This is a genomic window from Hydrogenophaga sp. FG152, from assembly GCF_057809615.1.
In genome coordinates this window covers 91991-109469 of the sequence record NZ_JBMDKH010000007.1, presented here as the reverse complement: position 1 = coordinate 109469, position 17479 = coordinate 91991, and the positions used below count along the sequence as shown (strand labels likewise).

Genomic DNA, 17479 nt, shown 5'->3' with positions numbered 1-17479 from the left:
CGGCATGGTCAGCGCGGTTCGCTGCCGGTGTCAATGGGCGGGGCAGGGGGCGTGACGGCGGGTGGGGCGGCGGATTCTGCGGTGTCGATGCCGAAGGCGGCCGCGCGCGCGCGCACCCGGGTCGCGGTCTGGATGTCCCAGACCGCCACGAACATGGCGGCGATCACCGGGCCGATCACGAAACCGTTGATGCCCATGACCGCGATGCCGCCCACCGTGCTGATCAGCACCAGGTAGTCCGGCATGCCGGTGTCCTTGCCGACCAGCAGCGGGCGCAGCACGTTGTCGACCAGGCCGATCACCAGCACACCGTACAGCGCCAGGCCCACGGCCTGCCACACCTCGCCGGTGGCGAACAGCCAGATCGCCACCGGGCCCCAGACCAGGCCCGCGCCCACCGCCGGCAGCAGCGAGAGCACCGCCATCAGCACCGCCCACAGCAGCGCGGCGTTCACGCCCAGCACCCAGAACGCCAGGCCACCCAGCGCGCCCTGCACCAGCGCGACCACGAGGTTGCCCTTCACGGTGGCGCGCAGCACGGTGCCGAACTGCTCCAGCAGCTCCTGCTTGTCGTCGGGCGGCAGGGGGATCGCCAAGCGGATCGAGCGCACGAGAGAGCCGCCGTCGCGCACCAGGAAGAAGGCCAGGTAGAGCGCGATGAACAAACCGATCACCAGGCCCAGCATGTCCTGACCGAGGTTGAAGGTCTGCGCGGCGATGAACTGGCTGCCCTGCGTGAGCGCCTGCGTGAGCTTGCGCTGGATCAGGTCGAAATTGCCCAGGCCGAAGCGCGCGAGCAGGTCGGTGAGCCAGTCGGGCAGGGCATTGAACAGGCCGCGCAGCCACAGCGCGGGCTTGATCTCGCCCGACTCGATGCGGGCGTAGAGCTGGCTGGCCTCGCGCGTCAGCGAGGCGGCCACCAGCACCGTGGGCAGCACCACGATCACCAGGGCGGCCAGCATGGTGGTGAGCGCCGCGAGGTTGCGGCGCTGACCCAGGCGCGGCAGCAGCCAGCGGTTCAGCGGGGCGAACAGCAACGCGATGATCGCGCCCCAGAGGATGGTGCCGTAGAACGGCAGCAGGATCCAGATGAAGGCGATCGTCACCGCCCCCAGCAGCACGCGCAGCATGAGCGAACCGGAGACCGGCGACATGGACGGCGGGCTGGGGCGGGGCGGCTCGGGCGTCGGGACCGGTGGCGCTTCGTTGGAGGATGGCATGGGGCGCTGGGGCAGAAAAAAGGGTGCTCAAAGTATGGGGCCGATTGCGCCACCCCAGGAAGGCTGTTTAGAATGCCATCCATGTGGAATCCATATGGATGGTAAAATGACAGCTCGAACCCTTGAACCCAAGCCCCGCGTCGGGGACTCCGAGAAGATGACCGTGAACCTCGGGGTGGTCGATCTCGGCCAGGTGGACCTGCTGGTGCAGGAAGGCTTCTATTCGAACCGCTCGGACCTGGTCCGCACGGCGGTGCGCAACCTGCTGACCCAGCACGGCGACACCTTGCGGCAGACCGTCGCGCGCCGCACCCTCACTTTGGGCCTGCAGCACCTCCGCCGGGCCGATCTCGAGCGCGCCGTGGCGGCGGGCGAGCGCCTGCGCGTGCAGGTCGTGGGCCTGGCGCGCATCGACGACGACGTCACGCCCGAGCTCGCGCGCGCCGCGATCGAATCGGTTTCGGTGCTCGGCGCCTTCCACGCCAGCGCCGCGGTGCGCCGCGCGCTGGCCGACCGCACCGTCTGAACCGGTTGTCTTCCTCTGTCTTCTCCTTCGAAAGCGCCCATGAACCCCCATTCCACGATCCCGGTGAGCGTGCAGCACACCATCGAGCAGGCCCTGGCCCGCGCCGGGCTGGACGGCCGCCCGGGCCCGCTGCAGGGGGTCACCGACACCATCCGCCAGGCGCTGGCGGGCGCCGGTCTGGCCGACGTGTTCGCGCCGCGCCGCCCATCCCCGTCCCCCACGGCAGCAGGGGGTACCGAGGTCATCGACGTCGTCGCACGCGATCTGGGCGAACCCCGCCGCGCGCCCGAACGGGGTGCGGTGCGGGGCGAGGGCCAGTTCCTGCGCCGCCGCTTCACCCATCCCACCGGGTCGCGCGACTACAAGCTCTACCTGCCGGCCGCGCGCGTCGGCGCGGCCAGCGCCGAGCCCCTGCCGCTGGTGGTGATGCTGCATGGCTGCACGCAGTCGGCGGACGACTTCGCCGCCGGCACGCAGATGAACCGCCTGGCCGACGCCCACGGTTGCCTGGTGGTCTATCCCGAGCAACCTGCGGGCGCCAACCCTTCGCGTTGCTGGAACTGGTTCCGCGCCGAAGACCAGGGGCGCGAGGGCGGCGAGCCCGCGCTCATCGCGGGCATCGTGCAGGCTGTGGCGGCCGAGCATGCGGTGGACCCGCGCCGCATCTTCGTGGCCGGCCTTTCGGCCGGCGCGGCGATGGCGGTGATCCTGGGCGAGACGCACCCCGATCTGTTCGCCGCCGTGGGCGTGCACTCGGGCCTGCCCTACCGCAGCGCGAGCGACATCCCCTCGGCGCTCGCCGCGATGAAGGGCCGGGGCGCGGCCGCGCCGCCGCCCACCGGGCGGGCCGTGCCCACCATCGTCTTCCATGGCGACCGCGACCACACCGTGCAGGCGCGCAATGGCGAGCGCGTCGTCGAACACGCCGCCCAGGCCCACGGCCCGCAAGGCCTGCACGTCCACACCGACACGGCCACGGTGCCCGGTGGCCGGCGCTACACCCGCACCGTGCACGCCGACGCGGCGGGCCGGCCCTGGGTGGAGTGGTGGACCTTGCACGGCGCCGGCCATGCCTGGTCGGGCGGGCATGCGTCGGGTTCGTACACCGACGGCAGCGGCCCCGACGCCTCGGCCGAGATGCTGCGCTTCTTCCTGGCCCAGTCGCCCGCGCCATGACGCCGCCACGCCCTTCTTACGCATCCCTGGCCGCGCGCGCCGGCCTGCTGCTGGCCCGTTTCGACGGCGCGGTGATGCGCGTCGAGTCCACCCGGCCCATTGCCGAGGGGGCTGGGGCCCGCCATGCCCTGGCCCCCGCCACCTGGGCGGCCCTGCAGGCCTGGTGCTTCACGGGCGAGCGCTTTGCGCTGGCCACGCTGGCGCAGGGGCCGCCGGCCGAACGCGCCGGGCTGGTCGAGGCGTTCTCGCGCCGGCTCGACGGCAGCGACCAGCTCGCCGCCGCCGGTGGCGCGCTCGCGGGCCTGCTGCTGCGCTTGCGCGTGAAGGGCCAAGACGCGATGTGGTGGCGCCAGCGCCAGCCCTCGGACCCCTGGGACGCCGGTTACCTGATCGGCGAACCCCAGGCCCTGCGCGCCTTCCGGCCGCGCCGCGCCACGCTGATGGTGGCCGAGCCCGAGCTGGACGGTGCCGCGCTGAGCGAGGCCGTGCAGACCCTGGCCGCGAACAGCGCGGGCTTTCACCAGCCGGTGCGGCTGCTGGTGCTGGGCCGCAGCATCGACGCCCGGGCCTGGTCCAGCACGCCGAGCAATTCCGTGGCCATCACCGAGATCGCCTGGCCTTCCGAGGCCGTCGGTCCGGCCGCGAGCGCCTCCACCGCCAGCGCCAGCCGGTAGGCCCGCTCCAGGGCTTCGGCCAGGGCCAGCGCATCGGGGTCGGGCGGCATGGCGGTCCCTACAGGGCGCGCGCCAGCATCAGCGCACCCAGGGCGATGAACACGCTGTAGAGCGCGCGCTGGAACACCCGCAGCGGCAGGCGCCGGCGCAGCACCGAGCCAAGCCAGAGCCCGGTGAAGGCCGCCCCCAGCGCGATGGCGTGGCCCGCCAGCGGCACCGCCGCGCCGCTGAGCACGGCCAGAGGCCCGAGCCGCAACGCCAGGGCCAGCGTGGCCACCAGGAAGCTCAGGCCCAGGGCCTGGATCATCACGTCCTTCTCCAGCCGCAGCGACTGCAGGTACGGCACCATGGGCATCACGAACACCCCGGTGGCGGCGGTGAGCAGGCCCGAGAGCGCACCCGCCACGCCGCCCAGCGGGCGCGCGAAGCGGCCTGGATCGGGCAGGGCCGCCCTGGCCAGGCCCCACAGGCCGTAGGCCACCAGCACCGTGCCCAGGGTGAGGCGCGCGCCCGCGCCGGCGCTGCCCAGATCGGGCAGCGGGCTGGCCGCCGTGGCCGCCGCCAGCATCAGCCACATGGGCCACAGGCGGCGCGCCAGGGCCCGGGCGTGCGGCCCGATGCATTGGGCGATGTTCGTCAACAACGAAGGCAGCAGCATCAGCGTGGCTGCGGTGGCGGTGGGCATGAACAGGCTGAGCAGCGCGACGGAGAAGGTCGGCAGGCCCATGCCGGAAATGCCCTTGACCGCGCCAGCGGCCAGGAAAACGACGGCGATCAGCCCAAGCAGCGAGAGGTCCATGGGCGGCATCGTGCGGTCCGGGGCCCGGCCTGTCCATCGCGCATCGCCAGAGGTATCCTTCGCCGATTCCGGAGGATCGCCCATGATTGTCCCGCGCGCCGCGCCCACCTACCGCGTCGATCCGTTCGACCTGCGCCTGTTCGCCGCCGTCGTGGAGCACGGCTCCATCACCGCCGGGGCGCGCCACATCCACCTCTCGCTGGCTGCGGCGAGCGCGCGGCTGCAGCAGCTGGAGCACGCGCTCGGCGCCACGCTGCTGCGGCGCTCCAAGCAGGGCGTGTGCACCACCGACGCCGGCCGCACCCTGCTGCTGCACGCGGCGCGCCTGCAGCGCGGCATGGAGGCGCTGCACGCCGACATGGCGGCCCATGCCCACGGTGTGCGCAGCACGGTGCGCGTGATCTGCAACACCGCCGCCATGACCGAGCACCTGCCGGGGCTGCTCGGCCGTTTCCTGGTCGAGCACCCGGACATCGACGTGGACCTGCGCGAACTCAGCAGCCTGGACGCGCTGCTCTGCATGCGGCAGGAGCAGGCCGACATCGGCATCGTGTCCGACCACGTGGGCACCGAAGGGCTGGCCACCCGGGTCTTCCGCGAAGACCGGCTGGTGGCGGTGCTGCCCCGGCAGGGCGCGCGCGCCACGCGCCGGCCGCTGCCTTTCGTGGACTTGCTGGAGCGCCCCTTCGTCGGGCTGCCGGTGGAGAGCGGCCTGAGCCGGCTGCTGCACGACCAGGCCTTGCAGCACGGCCGGGGCCTGCACCACCGGGTGCGGGTGCGCGGGCTGGACGCGGTGGTGCAACTGGTGGGCGAGGGCGTGGGCGTGGCGGTGGTGCCGCAGGCCACGGCGCTGCGCCTGGCGAACGAGCGCGTGGTGGTGCGCCCGCTCGGCGATGCCTGGGCCACGCGGCGCCTGCTGCTCTGCACGGCGGGCGATGCGCCGCCCGGCGCGGGGGCGGCGGCCCTGCACGCCTTCCTCGCCCGCCACAGCGAGGCCTAGCCAGAGGCGGCCAGCGCGCCGAGGCCCACGCCAGCAGGGTGGCCGCGCCGAGGCGCCGTGAGGTCTCTCGGCGCTTTTTTCATGGCGAAACGCCGTCCAACCCCAGTCAACCGTTCGTCGGATTGATTTTTAACAATCTTTTAACTAATTGTTAGCCAATATAAGTGAGTGAGTGCTCGCGGTTGCTATCGAATATAGAGCTGAAAAATTGTCCAAAATGTTGGTAATATTTAAAAAACCAGAATAAAAACAACAATCTTTTAACAATTGAATTCATGCAAAGGCATGTTTTTTCCTACAGCACTTTTTTAAATTCATGACTTTTAACGCACTAATTAAGTCGTGAATTTGTAACAAGTTGCATGCCCCGATACAGTGCGCACCTGTAACCAAATGCATTGAAGTGCCTGGACCCCGGTCCTGCGCTGCCGTGCGATGGCGTTTCAGGTCCACCGGGCCGGGCGCCCCAAGGGACACGCGACGTTCGTTCGCGTGCCACTCAGAGGGAAAGAAACATGCTTCGATTTTTTGCACGTGGCCAGGCCACGGGTAGGGGCGCGCCTGCGCGTTCGCCAGCAGCCTTCCTGCGCGCGTCCGGCCGGCCCGTTCGCGCGCTTGGCCTGTGGGCGGCGGCGACGGTGTTCTCGGTGGGCGCGGCCCAGGCCACCCTGGTGGTGAGCCAGGCGGTGAGCGCCAGCACGATCGCGGTGGGCGACCGCACGCGCCTGACGATCACCATCAACAACAGCGACGCGCAGGAAGACAACGCCTCGCTCACCAACACGCTGCCGCCGCAGTTGCGGTTCTATCCCGCCGGCCACCCGGGCCATGTGGCCCCGACGAGCACCTGCGCGGGCGCGTCCATCAACCTCGGCGCGGGCCCCGGCGGCGTCGATCGGCTCCAGGTCACCGGCTTCACCATCCCGCCCCACGTCGGCGGTGTGGACGGCAGCTGCACGATCTCGGTGGACCTCACCTCCTACGACGGCGGCAGCATCTGGGACAACGTGATCAACGCGGGCGACCTGACGCCCGCGGCGGTCTCGGGGGCGACCCAGAGCGTGTCGGTCACCGAGCTGCGCGACCCCACAGTGACCAAGGACCTGGGCGGCGCGACGCTCACCCAGGGCCTCTCGCGCACCGCGACCATCACGCTGAGCAACCCCAACAGCGCGTACAACATCCCGCTGACCAGCTTCACCGACAACCTGCCTTCGAACCTGCAGGTCACCGGCGTGGTCGCCAACACCTGCGGCAGCACGGCGGGCTTCACGGCCGGCAGCGTCACCCTCACCGGCGGTGCGATTCCCGCCGGCTCGCCCGGCACCTGCCGGTTGCAGTTCACCGTGCGCGGCGTGCTGCCGGCCGCCACCGCCTCGTTGGCCGGCACCAACAGCCTGCCCGCCGGCGCCGTGGGCAACACGCGCGGCCTGACCTCGCCCGCGGACACCACCGACATCACCGTCAACAGCCCGATCACGGTGGCCAAAGGCTTCTCGGTCACGCCGCTGACGGCCGGTGCCGACTCCCTGATGACCGTGCGCATCGGCAACAACAGCGCCGCCGCGCTGACCAACGTCGGCCTGAGCGACACCACCACGGGTGCGCGCTGGCCGGCCGCGCTGACCAACTCGGGCGCCATCGGCGCGGCCCAGCTCAGCGGCTGCGGCGCGGGCGCGACCCTGGTTGCCGGTGCAGCGAACCAGGGCTTCGTGCTCGGGGGCGCCGAGATCGCGGCCGGCGGTGAATGCCGCATCCAGTTCAACGTCACCTCGACCACCACCGGCACCCACACCAACGCGCTGCCCGGCGGCGCGGTGAGCAACGCCCAGGGCTTCACCTCGCCCCCGAGCTCGGCACCGATCGAGGTGCGCGACAACGCGCTCACGGTCGCCAAGGCGATCACCCCGACCACCGTGGCGCCCGGCGACGTGGCCCTGTTCTCGGTGGCGGTCACCTCGTTCAGCCTCACGCCGCAGACCAGCGTGAACTTCACCGACACCCTGCCCTCGGGCATGGTCTACGTGGACGCGACCACCGGCGGCATCACGCCCGTCATCAGCGGCGGCTGCAGCTTCGCCGCCGGCGTGCCCATGCCCACGCCGCTGGCCACCGCACCAGGCTTCAGCTTCAACTTCCCCGGCGCCGCACCCGGCGGCACCACCTGCGTGGTGAGCTTCACCGCGCGCGTGCCGGCCAACGCCGTGCCGGGCGCCACGCTCACCAACGGCAGCTTCAGCGCCGGCAACGGCACGGTCACGGGCAGCGCGGGCGCGGTGAGCCTCACGGCGGTCAACCCGCTGGTGGTCACCAAGACCTTCGACGGCGTGACCGCGCGCCAGCGTTTCCAGGGCGCGCCCTCGGTGGCGCAGATCGAGCTGACCAACAACAACTTTTCGGCGCTCGCCGGCCTTGCCTTCAGCGACAGCCTGCCCGCCGGTCTGCGCGTGGCCGACCCGGCCAACGCCACCACCACCTGCGGCGGCAGCGTCAGCGCCAACCCGGGCGACACGTCCTTCTCGCTCAGCGGCGGCAGCCTGCCGGCGCGCGCGGGCACCAGCCCCTTCTCGCCCGGCCAGTGCAGCGTGCGCGTGAACGTGGTCGGCGGCACGATCGGCGTGCACACCAACAGCATCCCGGCCTACAACGGCAGCAACGCGGCCGCCACCGTCAGCGCCACCGGCACCGTGGCGAACGTGCCCGGCACCACGGTGCGCAACCTCAACGCCACGTCCGCCACGCTGGAGTACCTGCCCGCGCTGACCGTGGCCAAGACCTTCCTGACCAACCCGGTGCAGGTGGGTGGCACCAGCCGCGTGCGCATCACGCTGGGCAACACCGGCAACGGCCAGCTCACCGGCGTGCGCGCCACCGACCCGCTGGCCGGCACCGGCCTCACGCTCGCCACCCCCGCCAAGGCCAGCACGACCTGCGCCGGCCCGGTGGTGATCAACGCGCCCGATGGCGGCAGCACCGCTTCGATCAGCGGCGCCACCATCGCCGGCGGCACCAGCTGCGACTTCCTGTTCGACGTGCTGAGCACCAGCGGCACACCGTCGGTGAACACGCTCGCGCCCGGCGCCGTCACGGCCGACGGCGGCGTGGCCAGCACCGGCACCACCACGGCCACGCTCAACAAGGTCACCAGCCGCGTGAACCTGACCAAGAGCTTCGCGCCCACCTCCATCGCCGGGCCCGGCAGCGTCTCGCGCCTGACGATCGTCATCGACAACACCACCGCCACCGCGCTCACCGAGCTCGCGGTGGCCGACAACATGCCCGCCGGCATGGTGGTCGGCGTGGTGCCCAACGCCAGCACCACCTGCCCGGGCGGCCGCGTGGAGGCCGTGACCGGCACGCGCGTGGTGCGCCTGAGCGGCGGCACGCTCGCCGGCAACGCCAACTGCACGGTCTCGGTGGACGTCACCTCCAGCGTCGTCGGCACGCTCAACAACACCCTGCCGGCCGGCGCGGTCACCAACACGCAGGGCGTCACCAACGCCAGCCCCTTCACCGCCAACCTCGGCGCGCTCGCGGGCATGGGCGTGGAGAAACACTTCGAGCCCTCCGCCGTGGCGGCCGGCCAGCCCGCGCGCCTGGTGATCCAGGTGCGCAACTCGCTGCCGCAGGCGCTCACCAACATCTCCACCACCGACCACCTGCCCGCCGGCATGGTCGTGGCCAGCCCGGCCAATGCCAGCACCACCTGCGCGGGCGCGGTGATCACCGCCGTCGGTGACAAGGTCTCGTTCCGGGGCGCGCAGCTGCCCGTCGGCCCGAGCGTCTGCGAGGTGCGCGTCAACGTGGTCGTGCCGGTCGCGGGCGCCTACGTCAACACCATGCCCGGCGGCACCGTGATCGCCAACGACGGCGCGGTGACCAACCCGCAGCCCGGCCCCAGCGCCACGCTGCACGTGCTGCAGCCGCCCACCATCGCCAAGGCGTTCGCGCAGGGCACCGTCGCGCCCGGCGTGGCCAACCGCCTCACCGTCACCATCAGCAACCCCAACGCCGCCCAGGCCCTGACCGGTGTCGCGCTGCGCGACGCGCTGCCCACCGGCCTGTTCGTGGCCCAGGTGCCCAACGCCTCGACCACCTGCGCGGGGGGCACGGTGAGCGCCGTCGCCTCGGCCGACAGCGCCCAGATCGCTGGCGCCACCGTGCCGGCCGGGGGCTCGTGCAGCTTCGCCTTCGACACCGTCTCCAACGTGCCGGGCCTGTACACCAACACCATCCCCGCCGGTGCGATCACCAGCAACGAGGGTGTCAGCAACCCCGACCCGGCAAGCGCGCCGGTGCGCGTGCTGGAGCCACCGACGGTGGTGAAGGCCTTCGTGCCACCGAGCATCTCGCCCAACGGCGTGTCCCGCCTGACCATCACGCTGGGCAACGCCAACCCCGCGGCCCAGACGCTGGCGCAGGCGCTGGACGACACGCTGCCGGCCGGCGTGCTGGTCGCGCCCACGCCCGCCATCGGCGGCACCTGCAGCACCGGCTCGGTCACGGCCGCGGCGGGCACGGCGCTGGTGCGCTACGCCAGCGGCGCGAGCATCCCGCCCGGCGGCTGCACGATCTCGGTGAACGTCACGGCCAGCGTGGCCGGCACCTACCCCAACCGCATCCTGGCCGGCGCGCTGCGCACCGACGCGGGCAGCAACCCCACGCCGGCCGAGGCCCCGCTGGTGGTCAGCCCGCTGGGTTCGATCTCTGGCCGCATCTACCTCGATGCCAACAACGACGGCGCCTTCACCGCCGGTGAAGCGCCGCTGGCCGGCCAGGCCGTGAGCCTGCTGCGTGCGAGCGACGGCCAGGTGCTGCAGAAGACCACCACCGACGCGGGCGGCTTCTACGTGTTCAGCGGCCTGGTGGATTCCGCCACCCTGGGCTCGGCCTACACCGTGCGCTACCTGCGCTCGGGCAGCGACTCGGTGGGCGGCAGCGCGCTCGCGCCGTCGAGCGCGCTCAACGCCTCGAGCCGCAGCCACCAGGCCCGCGTGACCGCCGCGACCGCGGCCGAAGCCAGCCTGGTGGGCGGCACCGGCCAGGTGGCCACGCCCAGCGTGGACGGCATCAACGCGGTCTCGCTGCGCAGCGGCATCCGGCTCGACGCGGCCGGCGGCAACGTGGCCAGCTCGGTGGGCAACCACTTTGGTGAACTGCGCGCGTCCGAGATCGCTGGCCAGGTCTACCGCGACGACAACCACAACGGCGTGCCCAACGGCACCGAGCCCGGCCTGCCGGGCGTGCAGATCACGCTGGTGGGCGTGGACGACCGGGGCAACCCGGTCTCGCTGAGCACCACCACGGATGCCAGCGGCCGCTACCGCTTCACCGACCTGCGGCCCAGCTGCAGCCCGCTGGCGGCCCCAACCTGCCCGGGCTACGTGGTCACGCAGGGCGCGCAGCCCGCCGGCACGGTCAACGGCATTCCCACGGCCGGCACGGTCAACGACCTGGGCTCGGGCGGCGCCACCGGCACCGCCGGCACGGCCTCGAACAACGCGCCCGCCATCAGCCACGGCGCACCGGCCTACAGCATCCCGGCCGGCACCAGCCGCATCGCCGGCATCGTGCTGCCGCCCAACGCGCGCTCGGCCGGCAACAACTTCGGCGAGATCGGCAACGACCGCAGCATCAGCGGCCGCATCTTTACCGACGGCAACGGCGACGGCGCCTTCAACGGCAGCGATGCCGGCGTGGGCAATGGCGCGGGCGGCGCGAACAACGTGCCGCAGACGCTGACGCTCACCGGCAACGACCTCAACGGCAACCCGGTGTCGATCACCACCGTCACCGACGCCAGCGGCCAATACAACTTCACCGGCGTGCCGCCGGGCACCAGCTACACCGTCACCTGCACTACCTGCGCGCCCCCGGCCGGCTTCCTCAACAGCACCGCACCGCTGGCCTGGCCGGGCAGCACCGGCGGCACGGCCGGCGGCACCCAGGCCGTGCCCGCGATCACCGGCATCGACCTCAGCGGCGTGAAGACCGCCTCGGTGGACAACCACTTCACCAAGACCCTGCCGGGCAGCCAGATCTCGGGCGTCGTCTATTTCGACCCCGACAACAGCGGCGGCGTGTTCACGCCCGACGACCAGCCGGTGCCGGGCCGCACCCTGGAGCTGCGCGACCAGGCGAGCAACGCGCTGATCACCACCACCACCACCGACGCCAGCGGCGCCTACAGCTTCAGCGGCCTGCCGGTGGGCAACTACCGCGTGCTCATGCCGGCGCTGCCGGCGGGCACCACCCACGGCATCACCAGCGCCGGCACGCTGGCGGGCGCGCCCAACGGCACGCCCAGCGCGCCGGGCGCGGCGCCCGCGTCCATCGCCCACATCGCGGTGGCCGCGAACCAGAGCACGGCGCACCACAACTTCCCGCTGGTCGCCAACATCCAGATCGCCGGCCGCGTCTACGAAGACCGCGACTTCGACGGCCAGTTCGGCGGCACCGACGTGGGCCTGCCGGGCGGCACCCTGGGCCTGGTCGGTACCGACGCGTTCGGCAACGCCATCACGCGCTACACCACCACCAACGCCAGCGGGCAGTACAGCTTCACCGGCCTGGCGCCGGGCAACTACACCGTGCGCCAGACCCAGCCGCTGGGCTACACCAGCGTGGCCAACACGCCCGGCCCCGTGACCGGTGGCAGCGCCGGCACGGTGGGTCCGCTCGGTGGCGCCGTGGAAACCCTCGCGCTGCGCTTTGTCGCCACGCCCGGCGCGGCGCTGCAGGTGAACTTCGGCGAAACGCAGGGCGAGGGCGTGCGCGGCTACAAGTCCGCCCGCATCGTCTCGCCGGCCGCCGCCGTGGGCGTCTCGCCCGGTGCCGAGGTGGTCTGGCAGGTGATCTACCAGAACGACAGCGCCTACCCGGTCACGGTGGACGTGCGCGACACGCTGCCCGACTTCATGACCCGCGCCGGCGCGCCCGCCATCACCCATGGCGGCGGCAACGGCGGCGTGTTCACGCCCAACGCCGGCTTCACCGGCACCGCGGGCGGTGACCTGCTGGGCGCGGCGAACCTGCCCGCGGGCGCCTGGGTGTCGGTCGACATCCCGGTGATCGTCACGGCCGGCGCCACCACCACGCGCTTCAACCAGGCCACGGCCGGCCCCACCGGCATCCGCACCGACACGGTGGACAACGGCACGCCCACCGGCGGGCCGGGCCAGCCGCCCTCGGGCGTGATCCCCCCGGGCAGCGTGCCGCAGACGCCGTACCAGACCCCGGGCCTGGACGCCACCGGCGTGCCGCTGTCCTCGCTGCCGGCCGCGCTCTCGGGCTTCGTCTGGCGCGACAACAACGGCGACCGCCGCCGCGACGGCAATGACACGCCCATCCCCGACTGGGCGGTGGAAGTGGTTGGCAGCGACGGCCAGGCCGTGGCCTGCCGCCTGGTGCCGTCCAACAGCGCGCAGGGCTGCGTGAGCATGCCCGACGGCCGCAGCCTGTTCCGCACCGGGGCCGACGGTGCCTACGGCGTGATCGGTCTGGTGCCCGGCGACTACAAGGTGTACTTCCGCGACCCGGCCAACAACGTCGTCTACGGCACGCCCCAGAACAGCGGCGCCGACGCGAACTCGCGCCTGGCCCGCGAGCGCGACCACCTGGCCGTCTCGCTTCAGCCTGGCGCCAACCTGCAGCAGCAGGACCTGCCGCTGGACCCCTCGGGCGTGGTCTACGACGCCAACACCCGCGCGCCGGTCGACGCCTCGCTGGTGCGCTTCTGCGGCCCGGCCGGTTTCAACCCGGCCACCATGCTGGTGGGTGGCGCGAGTTACGTGGCCGTGGGCAACTGCGCGCAGATGACCACCGGGCCGCTGGGCTTCTACCAGTTCCTGCTGGCCCCGGGCGCACCCACGGGCGAGTACACGCTGAGCGCCTCGGCGCCCAACTACGCGCCCACGCCGATCGCCTCGATCCCGCCGGCCCCTGGCGTGTTCACGCCCTCGGGCGCCTCGCCTTACCTGGTGCAGGCGCAGTCCGGCCCGCCGCCGATCGGCCAGCCCACCACCTACTACCTGCGCCTGAACCTGGCGCCGGGCATGCCCGACCTGATCCACAACCACATCCCGCTGGAGCCCTTCAACGGCGCCGGCCTGTTCCTGCAGAAACAGGTGCTGCGCGACGTGGTCGAGATCGGCGATTCGGTGCAATACACGCTGCGTGTGCAGAGCCCCAACGGCGCGGCGAGCAACGTGGTCATCACCGACAGCCTGCCAGCCGGCCTGCGCCTGATCCCGGGCACCGTGGCGCAGGACGGCGTGGCCGTGGCCGACCCGGCCGGCTCGCCCGGCCCGGTGCTGAACTTCGCGCTGGGCAACTTCGCCGCCAACACGCCGGTCACCGTGACCTACCGCGTGCGCGTCGGTGTCGGCGCCCAGCAGGGCGACGGCATCAACCGCGCCCAGGCCGCGGGTGTCGTGGGGGGCGTGCCCGTCACCTCCAACCGCGCGCAGGCCCGCATCCGCATCACCGGCGGCGTGTTCTTCCAGGAAGCCTGCGTGGTGGGCAAGGTGTTCATGGACTGCAACCGCAACCGCATCCAGGACGCCGAGGAAGTCGGCATCCCCGGCGTGCGCCTGTACCTGCAGGACGGCACGCACCTGGTGTCCGACAGCGAAGGCAAGTACAGCCTCTGCGGCCTGCCCGCGCGCACCTCGGTGCTGCGCGTGGACCCGACCACGCTGCCCGACGGCAGCCAGCTCGTGACCAGCAGCAACCGCAACGCGCTGGACGCCGGCAGCCTGTTCCTCGACCTCAAGTTCGGTGAGCTGCACCGCGCCGACTTCATCGAAGGCAGCTGCTCGCCCGCCGTGCTCGAGCAGGTGGAGAACCGCCGCCGCCTGGGCCAGATCGTCGCCCCGCTGGTCGACCCACCGACACCCACCCCGCGCGTCTTCCGCTCCGGCCCGCCGGCCCGCGTGGGAGGTGCGAAATGAAAGCCCGTCTCCCCATGCGATCCGCTCTGACCTCGGCCGTGCTGCTGTTGCCCTTGGGCCTGGCGCTCGCGCAGACCACCGCGCCCCTGGCCCCGCGTTTCACGCCCCTGGCCCCGGGCAGCGACCCGGCCCGTGGGCCGGGTGAGACCGCGCTGCCCGCGCCCACCACCGCGCTGCCGCTGGCCGCGAACTGGCGCGCCACCCGCCTGGCCGACCACGGCCAGCTGGTGCTCGAAGCCGCGCAGGACCAGGTCGCCGCCGACGGCCGCTCGGTGGTGCTGCTCACCCTGCGCCTGTTCGACCGCGACGGCCAGAAAGTGACCACGCCCACCGACGTGACCGTGGCCACCACCCGGGGGCGCGTGCGCCTGCCCGATGCCGGCGTGGACGAACCGCCGCGCCAGAACCTGCGCCTCACGGTGCGCGGGGGCGAGGCCGTGGTCGAGCTCGTCGCGTCCCATGAGCCGGGCGATGCCGAGCTGCAGGTGCAGTCCGGCAACGTGGTGGTGCACGGGCGCGTGGGCATGGTGACCGAGCGCCGGCCCATGATCGCCGTCGGCGTCATCGAAGGCACGCTCGACCTCAGCCGCCTCAAGGCCTCGCAGGTCAGCCCGGCGCGCGAGAACGACGGTTTCGAGCTCGAAATCCAGCGCCACGCCAACGGCTTCGACAACGGCAAGGGCTCGCTGGGCGCGCGCACCGCCTTCTTCCTCAAGGGCGTGGTCAAGGGCGACGTGCTGCTCACCCTGGCCTACGACTCCGAGAAGGAGAACAACGGCCGCCTGTTCCGCGACATCCAGCCCGACCAGTACTACCCGATCTACGGCGACTCCTCGCTGCGCGGCTTCGACGCGCAATCGCGCCAGCGCCTGTACGTGCGGGTCGACCAGGGCCGCTCCTTCGTGCTGTTCGGCGACTTCAACACCGGCACCGGCGGGCCCGCGCGCGAGCTCAGCCGCCTCAATCGCTCGGTCTCCGGCCTGCAGCTGCACCACGAGGGCGAGACCTTCGAGGCCAACGCCTGGGTGGTGCGCGACAACGTCGCGCAGGTGGTGGACGAACAGCCCGCGCGCGGCGTCTCCGGCCCCTACCGGCTCTCCAGCAGCGAGGGCATCTCGGGCTCCGAGAAGGTCGAGATCCTCACGCGCGACCGCAACCAGCCCTCCATCATCCTGCGCGCCGAGCCCATGGTGCGCTTCGTGGACTACGAGTTCGAGCCCTTCGCCGGCAGCGTGGTGTTCCGCGCGCCCGTGCCCTCGGTGGACGCGAACATGAACCCGATGTCGGTGCGCATCACCTACGAGGTGGAGCAGGGCGGGCCCAAGTACTGGCTCGGTGGCGTGGACGGCTCGTGGCGCATCACGCCCGCGCTCGAGATCGGCGCCAGCCACGTGGAATCGCAGGACCCGTCCGACCCCTACAGGCTCAGCGGCGTGAACGCCACGCTGCGCCTGGGCGAACAGAGCTGGGCGCTGGTGGAGCTGGCCCGCTCCGACCGCGAGGCCCTGGGCGAGCGGGGCAAGGGCGACGGCGCGCGCGTGGAAGTGCGCCACCAGGGCGAGCGGCTCGACGCGCGCCTGTGGGCCGGCGAGACCGACCGCGAGTTCTCCAACCTCTCGTCCTCGTACAACGGCGGGCGCGCCGAGGCCGGCGCGGTGGCGACCTACCAGATCAACGAGGACTGGTCGCTGCGCGTGGATGCCATGCGCTCCGAGGACAAGGCGGTGCAAGCGGTGCGCGAGACGGCCTACGCTGGCGTGCAGTACCGCCTCACGCCCAAGTGGACCGTGGGCGTGGGCCTGCGCCATGGCCGCGACGAAGGCGGCGTGCCCAACGCGGCCTCGGCCTGGGGCGTGAACATCCCGCAGACCTCGGGCTTCACGCCGTTCCAGATCAACGCGCCGCTGTTCTCCGCCGCGCCGGGCCAGACGCGCAGCTTCACCGCGCTCTCACTGAGCGCGCAAGGCCAGCTGAGCGATCGCCTCACCGTGCTCGGCGAGCTCGAGCAAGACGTGGAGAACGCGCGCGGCCAGCGCATCACGCTCGGCGCCGACTACCGGCTGAGCGAGCAGTTCCGCGCCTATGGCCGCGCCGAGGTGTCCAAGGGCCTGGGCGGTGTCAACGGCCTGGCCACCGAGGGGCGCGAGACCGCGCTCGTGGCGGGCCTCTCCAGCGAGACCTTCCGCGACGGCGAGGTCTTCAACGAGTACCGCCTGCGCGACGCGATCTCGGGCGAGGACGCGGTCAACGCCATCGGCCTGCGCCAGACCTTCCGCGTGGCCGAGGGCGTGCGCTACAGCGCCAGCGTCGAACACCAGAAGGCGATGGCGGGCGATGCGTCGTCCGCCACCGCGCTCACCGGCGGCATCGACCTGGCCTACGACCCGACCTGGCGCGCCACCGGCCGCCTGGAATGGCGCCGCGACCGCAACCACGACGCCTGGCTCTCCACCCTGGGCACCACGGTGAAGATCGACCGCGACTGGTCTTTGCTCGCGCGCAACACGCTCTCGCTGCAGAACGCGCGCCACGCGGGGGCCTACGACCAGTGGCAGGACCGCTTCCAGATCGGCGCGGCCTACCGCCAGACCGACCTCAACCGCGTCAACGCACTCGGCCTGTACGAGTTGCGCGCCGAGAACGACCAGAACCCCGGCGTGGAATACCGCCGCACCTCGCACGCGGTCTCGCTGCACGCCGACTACCACCCCAGCCGGCCCTGGTGGCTCACCGGGCGCCTGGCCGGCAAGCGCGTGTCCGAGCGCTTCCTGGGCGGCATGCGCTCGAACTACACCGCCTGGCTGGCCGGCGGCCGCATCACCTGGGACCTGTCCGAGCGCTGGGACGTGGGCCTGCAGCACCACCTGATGTGGAGCCCGCAAGGCAACACACGCCAGGACTCCTTCGGTGTGGAAGCCGGCTACCTCGTCAAGGCCAACCTCTGGCTGTCCTTCGGCGTGAACCTGCGCGGCTTCCGCGACGACGAGCTGACCGGCGCGGCCTACACCCGCAAGGGCGTGTACCTGCGGCTGCGCTTCAAGTTCGACGAGACCCTGTTCCGGGGCAGCGATCCCGCCACCAACCGCGCCCTGAGCCCGCTGGCTTCGGCCGCCCGTCCCTGACCTGTTGAGAG

8 protein-coding genes are annotated in these 17479 nt (G+C 72.1%); 6 read left to right on the top strand and 2 right to left on the bottom strand.

Annotated elements, in window-relative coordinates; all coding sequences use genetic code 11:
* Positions 1-8 precede the first annotated feature (8 nt).
* On the bottom strand, positions 9-1154 hold the full coding sequence (locus tag ACODTB_RS10510) for an AI-2E family transporter (RefSeq protein WP_488929340.1): 1146 nt from the start codon (positions 1152-1154) through the stop codon (positions 9-11).
* A gap of 172 nt (positions 1155-1326) precedes the next feature.
* On the opposite strand from ACODTB_RS10510, the gene ACODTB_RS10505 reads away from it, so the two are divergent.
* The 3 genes from ACODTB_RS10505 to ACODTB_RS10495 are packed head-to-tail and all read left to right on the top strand — an operon-like array spanning position 1327 to position 3596.
* Positions 1327-1746 (top strand): CopG family transcriptional regulator, encoded by a 420-nt coding sequence (locus ACODTB_RS10505; RefSeq protein WP_291118012.1) that lies wholly within the window; start codon positions 1327-1329, stop codon positions 1744-1746.
* Between the two features lie 39 nt (positions 1747-1785).
* Complete coding sequence (locus ACODTB_RS10500; protein ID WP_488929290.1) at positions 1786-2922, top strand: extracellular catalytic domain type 1 short-chain-length polyhydroxyalkanoate depolymerase; 1137 nt, start codon at positions 1786-1788, stop codon at positions 2920-2922.
* Complete coding sequence (locus tag ACODTB_RS10495) at positions 2919-3596, top strand: hypothetical protein (RefSeq protein WP_291118018.1); 678 nt, start codon at positions 2919-2921, stop codon at positions 3594-3596. The genes ACODTB_RS10500 and ACODTB_RS10495 overlap by 4 nt, the downstream gene beginning before the upstream one ends.
* Before the next feature lie 58 nt (positions 3597-3654).
* Here the strand turns inward: ACODTB_RS10495 and ACODTB_RS10490 are convergent, their stop codons facing one another.
* Positions 3655-4404 (bottom strand): sulfite exporter TauE/SafE family protein, encoded by a 750-nt coding sequence (locus ACODTB_RS10490; protein WP_488929289.1) that lies wholly within the window; start codon positions 4402-4404, stop codon positions 3655-3657.
* Positions 4405-4477: 73 nt separating this feature from the next.
* Between ACODTB_RS10490 and ACODTB_RS10485 the strand changes: the two genes are divergently transcribed.
* From ACODTB_RS10485 to ACODTB_RS10475, 3 genes are all read left to right on the top strand, one after another.
* Positions 4478-5395 carry a LysR family transcriptional regulator gene (locus ACODTB_RS10485; protein ID WP_291118023.1) on the top strand — a complete coding sequence of 306 codons (918 nt, stop codon included), beginning with the start codon at positions 4478-4480 and terminating at the stop codon, positions 5393-5395.
* Between the two features lie 515 nt (positions 5396-5910).
* Entirely contained in the window at positions 5911-14346 is an 8436-nt protein-coding gene (locus tag ACODTB_RS10480) for a DUF7933 domain-containing protein (protein ID WP_488929288.1), read from the top strand.
* On the top strand, positions 14343-17468 hold the full coding sequence (locus tag ACODTB_RS10475) for a hypothetical protein (RefSeq protein WP_488929287.1): 3126 nt from the start codon (positions 14343-14345) through the stop codon (positions 17466-17468). Before ACODTB_RS10480 ends, ACODTB_RS10475 begins: the two co-directional genes overlap by 4 nt.
* Positions 17469-17479 lie beyond the last annotated feature (11 nt).